Below are 4,764 nucleotides of genomic sequence, written 5' to 3'. Positions count from 1 at the left end.
ACTGAAGCCGGCCCTGGAGCGAAATGAACGACGGATCCAGGTCCCCGCGCGAGGTGCCGGTCGTGGCCCGCGGTGGCCGGGCCGACCGCACCGGAGCCGGCCCTTGAGCGAAGCCGTGCCCTTCCCTCCTCGGCGGGTGTTCGCGCTGGTCGCCGCGGTCGTGCTCCTCGCCGCGTCGACCACCCTGGCCAACCGCGTGCTGCCCGGCTGGGCGTACCCCGTGTGCGGGCTGGTGGCCGCGTTCGTGCTGGTCGCGCTGGGCCGGGCCGCCGGGTGCTCGTGGACCGACCTCGGGCTGGCCAACTTCCGGCGTCCCGCACTGGTCGGGCTGGCCGGAGCGGCCTCGGTGGCGGTCGTGTTCGGAATCGCGCTGGCCGTGCCGTCGCTGCGCACGGTCTACCACGACGGCCGCGTCGGCGACCCCGACTTCGGGCAACTGCTGTGGCTGACCTGCGGCCGGATCCTGTTCGGGACGGTCCTCATCGAGGAGGTCGCCTTCCGCGGCGTGCTACCCGGCCTGTTCGGCGCGACGGACGAGCGGTGGCGCTGGCCGCCGATCCTGTGCTCCGCCGCGCTCTTCGGGTTGTGGCACGCGCTGCCGGCGCTGGCCATCGGCCGCAACGCCGCCGTGCACGCCGTGTTCGGCTCGACGCCGGTGGTGGTGCTGGAGGTACTGGCGATGGCCGCGGCGGGCGTCGCCGGGATCTTCCTGCACTGGTGGCGCCACCTCGGCCGGGGCGTGCTCGCGTCGGTGATCGTCCACTTCACGACGAACGCCGGCGGCCTCACCCTGGCCGTGCTGGTCCGCTGACCCGTTCGCGGTCCCCGGAAGTTACGAGCGCACCAGCCGCGCGATCGCGTCCGACGCTTCCCGCACCTTCAGGTCGGCTTCCTCGCCGCCCGCGGCCGCGGCCTGGACGACGCACGTCGCGAGGTGCTCGTCCAGCAGTTCGAGCGAGAACGACTGCAGGGCCTTCGTCGCCGCCGAGACCTGGGTCAGGATGTCGATGCAGTACTTGTCCTGCTCGACCATGCGCTGCAACCCGCGGATCTGTCCCTCGATCCGGCGCAGGCGCTTCAGATAGGCTTCCCGCTCGCCGCCGTAACCCGTCATCGCCACCTGTCCCCGTTGTCCGCACCCTTTCCCCCGACTATACCCTCCCGGGGTGTCAGCGGAAGCGGCGCAGCCGCAGGCTGTTGCTCACCACGAACGCCGACGAGCACGCCATCGCCGCGCCCGCGATCATCGGGTCGAGCAGGCCGAGCGCCGCGAGCGGCACCGCCGCCACGTTGTAGGCGAACGCCCAGAACAGGTTCCCCTTGATCGTCGCCAACGTGCGCCGGGCCAGCCGGATCGCGTCGGCCGCCACGCGCAGGTCGCCCCGCACCAGCGTCAGGTCGCTCGCCTCGATCGCCGCGTCGGTCCCGGTGCCCATCGCCAAGCCGAGGTCGGCCTGGGCGAGCGCGGCCGCGTCGTTGACGCCGTCGCCGACCATGGCCACCACGCGCCCCTGGGCCTGCAGCCGCTTGACTACGGCGACCTTCTCCTCGGGCAGCACTTCGGCGACGACCTCGCCGATCCCCGCCTGAGCCGCGACCGCCCGCGCCGCGCCGGCGTTGTCCCCGGTCAGCAGGACCGGCGTCAGGCCGAGTTCCCGCAGCTCGGCGACCGCCTGGGCGGACGTCGGCTTGATCGTGTCGGCGACCACGAGCCGCCCGCGGGCTTCGCCGTCCCAGGTCACGTGGACCGTGGTCGCGCCGTCGGTTTCGGCGGGTTCGCCGCCGACGAACCCCGCGCGTCCGACGGCGACCTCGTGCCCCTCCACCACGCCGGTCACCCCGAGGCCCGCGGTGCTGCGGAACTCCGTGACGGCGGGCAGCGCGCCGAACCGCTCCCGGGCCGCGTCCGCGATCGCGCGGGCGATCGGGTGCTCGGAAGCGGCCTCCACGGCGCCCGCGAGCCGGAGCACCTCGCCGTCGCCCTCGACGAGCGCCATCCGCCCGGTGGTGACCGTGCCGGTCTTGTCGAGCACCACGGTGTCGACGCGCCGGGTGGACTCGAGCACCTCAGGCCCCTTGATGAGGATGCCCAGCTGCGCGCCGCGGCCGGTGCCGACCAGCAACGCCGTCGGCGTCGCGAGGCCGAGCGCGCACGGGCAGGCGATGATCAGCACGGCGACGGCCGCGGTGAACGCGGCATCCGGCGTCCCGCCCGTCACCAGCCAGCCGACGAGCGTGGCCAGCGCGGCGAAGACGACCGCCGGGACGAAGACGGCGGAGACCCGGTCGGCCAGGCGCTGGACGTCGGCTTTGCCGTTCTGCGCGGCCTCGACGAGCCGCGCCATCTGCGCCAGCCGGGTGTCCGCGCCGACGCGGGTGGCCCGCACGAGCAGCCGCCCGCCGACGTTGACGGTCGCGCCGGTGACCGCGTCGCCCGGCCCGACCTCGACCGGCACGGCCTCCCCGGTGAGCATGCTGGTGTCGACGGCGGAGCCGCCTTCGGCGATGACGCCGTCGGTGGCAATCTTCTCGCCGGGCCGGGCCACGAAGACGGCGCCGGCCTGAAGATCCTTGATCGGGACGAGGTGCTCTTGGCCGTCGCGCAGGACCGTGACGTCCTTCGCGCCGAGGTCCATCAGCGCGCGGAGGGCGGCGCCGGCGCGGCGCTTCGACCGCGTCTCGAAGTAGCGGCCGGCCAGGATGAACGTGGTGATCGCGGCGGCCACCTCGAAGTACAGGTGGTGGTGGCCGGCGCCGAAGACGAGCGCGTACAGCGACCAGGCCACGGACGCGACGACGCCGAGCGAGATCAGCGTGTCCATGGTGGCGGTGGCGTGGCGCAGGTTGACCGCGGCGGCGCGGTGGAACGGCCACGCGCCCCAGGTCACGACCGGGGCGGCGAGGGCCAGTGAGACCCAGGGCCAAGCCGCGAACTGCCAGGCCGGGACCATCGCGAGCGCGATCAGCGGGACGGTGAGGCCCGCGGAGACGAGCAACCGCGTGCGCGGCGTCTCCTCCGATGTCTCCGGCAGCTCCGGCTCGGGGACGCGCGCGGAGTAACCGGCGGCCTCGACGACGGCCGTGAGGTCGTCGACCGACAGCCGGGCCGGGTAGCTGACCTGCGCTTTTTCAGTGGCATAGTTGACCGTCGCGGTGACACCGTCGACCTTGTTGAGCTTGCGCTCGACGCGGGCGGCGCAGGACGCGCACGTCATCCCGCCGATGGCGAGCTCGACACGGGCCGCAGTGGTCACCTCGGCCGGGTTCACGGGATCACGCGGTAGCCGGCCTCGGTGACGGCGGCGGCGACCGCATCGGTGGTCAGCGGGGTGTCGCTGGTCACGGTCACGCGCCCGCTCTCGACGTCGACGTCCACCTGGCGGACGCCCTCGAGCTCGGAGACCTCCTCGCGGACCGAGGTGGCGCAGTGCCCGCAGGTCATGCCCTCGACGGTGTAGCTCGTTTCGGCCATCTCCCGCTCCTTCCGTTCCCCATCCTTTATACCCATCGGGGGTAGGGGTTCTCCATCGGGGCCGTCAGACTCGCGGCATGCGGAAGCTCTACGCGATCGGGATCGGCGCCGGCGACCCGGAGCACCTCACGGTGCAGGCGATCGACCGCCTCAACCGCGTCGACGTCTTCTTCGTCCTCGACAAGGGTTCGGACAAGGCCGACCTGGTGCGGCTGCGGCAGGAGATCCTCGACCGGTTCGTCACCCGGGAGTACCGGGTGGTCCTGGCGGAGGACCCGCCCCGCGACCGCACCCCGGCCGACTACCGGGCAGCGGTGGCCGACTGGCACGCGGCCCGGGCGGCGGTGTACGAGTCGATGATCCTGTCGTCGCTGGCCCCGGACGAGGTGGGCGCGTTCCTGGTGTGGGGCGACCCGTCGCTGTACGACAGCACGATCGCGTTGATCGAGGCGGTGCTGGCGCGGGGGAACGTCGAGTTCGAGTACGAGGTGGTGCCGGGAATCAGCAGCATCTCGGCGCTGGTCGCCCGCCACCGGACGACGATGAACCAGATCGGCCGCGCGGTCCAGCTGACCACGGGCCGCCGTCTCGCGACGGGCTGGCCGGAGGGGGTCGAAGACGTCTTCGTCCTCCTCGACGCCCACACGACGTTCGACCGCTTCACTGCCATGGGGCTCGAGATCTTCTGGGGCGCGTACGTGGGCACGCCCGACGAGATCCTGATCTCGGGCCCGCTCACCCCCGCCCTCGCGGACCGGATCCGCTCGACCCGCGCCGAAGCCCGCGAACGCCACGGCTGGATCATGGACACGTACCTCCTCCGCCGCCCGGCCCCCAACCCGTGATGACCCTTCAATCACGAGTGATGACCCCGCAATCACGCGAGATGACCCTCCAGTCACGCGAGATGCCCTTCCAGCCACACGAGTCGCGCGGCTGATCACGTCGGCCGGCGTGTCCGGAGGGTCGGTTCGCGTGCCCCGGCGGTCGGCCGGCGTGCCTGGAAGGTCGGCTCGCGTGATTGGGGAGTCGGCTTGCGTGATTGGGGAGTCGACTCGCGTGTCTGGAGGGTCGGCTCGCGTGCCCAGGGGGTCGGCTTGCGTGTCTGGAGGGTCGGGTCGGGTTTTGGGCATGCGGAAAGGCCCCGGGAGAACCTTTCGGGTTCTCGACCGGGGCCTTTCGCAAATTAAGTTCGGCGGTGTCCTACTCTCCCACAACCCTTCGGTTGCAGTACCATCGGCGCTGTCAGGCTTAGCTTCCGGGTTCGGAATGGGACCGGGCGTTTCCCTGAC

The 4,764-nt window shown here is 72.3% G+C and carries 5 protein-coding genes and 1 rRNA gene; 2 read left to right on the top strand and 4 right to left on the bottom strand.

The genetic code is table 11. The features are described 5' to 3' along the window. The first annotated feature begins 103 nt into the window (after window positions 1-103). Complete coding sequence (locus tag AB0M30_RS29920; protein ID WP_364590265.1) at window positions 104-811, top strand: CPBP family intramembrane glutamic endopeptidase; 708 nt, start codon at window positions 104-106, stop codon at window positions 809-811. 21 nt (window positions 812-832) lie between these two features. Here the strand turns inward: AB0M30_RS29920 and AB0M30_RS29915 are convergent, their stop codons facing one another. The 3 genes from AB0M30_RS29915 to AB0M30_RS29905 are packed head-to-tail and all read right to left on the bottom strand — an operon-like array spanning window position 833 to window position 3,472. Beyond that, window positions 833-1,114, bottom strand: a complete 282-nt coding sequence (locus tag AB0M30_RS29915) for a metal-sensitive transcriptional regulator (protein ID WP_013228661.1) — start codon at window positions 1,112-1,114, stop codon at window positions 833-835. Between the two features lie 55 nt (window positions 1,115-1,169). After that, window positions 1,170-3,269, bottom strand: coding sequence for a heavy metal translocating P-type ATPase (locus AB0M30_RS29910; protein ID WP_364590262.1), 2,100 nt, complete (start codon window positions 3,267-3,269; stop codon window positions 1,170-1,172). Then, the gene (locus AB0M30_RS29905; RefSeq protein WP_364590260.1) at window positions 3,266-3,472 is read right to left on the bottom strand and encodes a heavy-metal-associated domain-containing protein; all 207 of its coding nucleotides are present in this window, start codon (window positions 3,470-3,472) and stop codon (window positions 3,266-3,268) included. The genes AB0M30_RS29910 and AB0M30_RS29905 overlap by 4 nt, the downstream gene beginning before the upstream one ends. Before the next feature lie 77 nt (window positions 3,473-3,549). Here AB0M30_RS29905 and cobF point away from each other — a divergent pair, with 77 nt between their 5' ends. Continuing rightward, complete coding sequence (cobF, locus tag AB0M30_RS29900; RefSeq protein WP_364590257.1) at window positions 3,550-4,317, top strand: precorrin-6A synthase (deacetylating); 768 nt, start codon at window positions 3,550-3,552, stop codon at window positions 4,315-4,317. A gap of 345 nt (window positions 4,318-4,662) precedes the next feature. Here cobF and rrf read toward each other — a convergent pair. After that, a 5S ribosomal RNA gene (rrf, locus tag AB0M30_RS29895) occupies window positions 4,663-4,764 on the bottom strand; the annotation flags it as partial.

The organism is Amycolatopsis sp. NPDC051716 (genome assembly GCF_040681595.1).
GTDB lineage: Bacteria > Actinomycetota > Actinomycetes > Mycobacteriales > Pseudonocardiaceae > Amycolatopsis.
The sequence above is the reverse complement of the archived record's forward strand: the minus strand, read 5'-3'. Positions and strand labels throughout refer to the sequence as shown.

Coding starts and splice junctions, on each gene's coding strand:
- cobF (WP_364590257.1), top strand. CDS start 3,550: ATGCGGAAGCTCTACGCGATCGGGATCGGCGCCGGCGACCCGGAGCAC.
- AB0M30_RS29915 (WP_013228661.1), bottom strand. CDS start 1,114: ATGACGGGTTACGGCGGCGAGCGGGAAGCCTATCTGAAGCGCCTGCGC.
- AB0M30_RS29905 (WP_364590260.1), bottom strand. CDS start 3,472: ATGGCCGAAACGAGCTACACCGTCGAGGGCATGACCTGCGGGCACTGC.